This is a genomic window from Paraburkholderia sp. SIMBA_027, assembly GCF_046535315.1.
In the GTDB taxonomy this organism is placed as follows: Bacteria; Pseudomonadota; Gammaproteobacteria; order Burkholderiales; family Burkholderiaceae; genus Paraburkholderia; species Paraburkholderia tropica.
This window is the reverse complement of the sequence record NZ_JAWRWY010001226.1, coordinates 1-250: the sequence shown is the minus strand read 5'-3', so window position 1 is coordinate 250 and position 250 is coordinate 1. Positions and strand designations below refer to the sequence as shown.

General features: G+C 63.2%; 1 protein-coding gene. It reads right to left on the bottom strand.

Annotation, left to right across the window (positions count from 1 at the left end; all coding sequences use genetic code 11):
- On the bottom strand, positions 1-250 hold a 250-nt coding region (locus SB764_RS43055; protein ID WP_410867178.1), incomplete at both ends, for an ABC transporter permease subunit.

The window sequence follows — 250 nt, the reverse complement described above, 5'->3', positions numbered from 1 at the left end:
CCATCAGGCTCGCGAGACCGGGATAGTTGAAAATCGACTCGACGATCACCACGCCGCCGAACAGATACGACAGGCTCATCGCCACCGCATTGGCGATCGGGCCGATGGTGTTCGGCAGCACGTGCCACAGCACCACGCGCACCGGCGAGGCGCCCTTGAGCACGGCCATTTCCACATACGACGAATTGAGCTGATCGAGCATCGCGGCACGCGTCATGCGCGCCATCTGCGCGACGATCACGCAGCACAG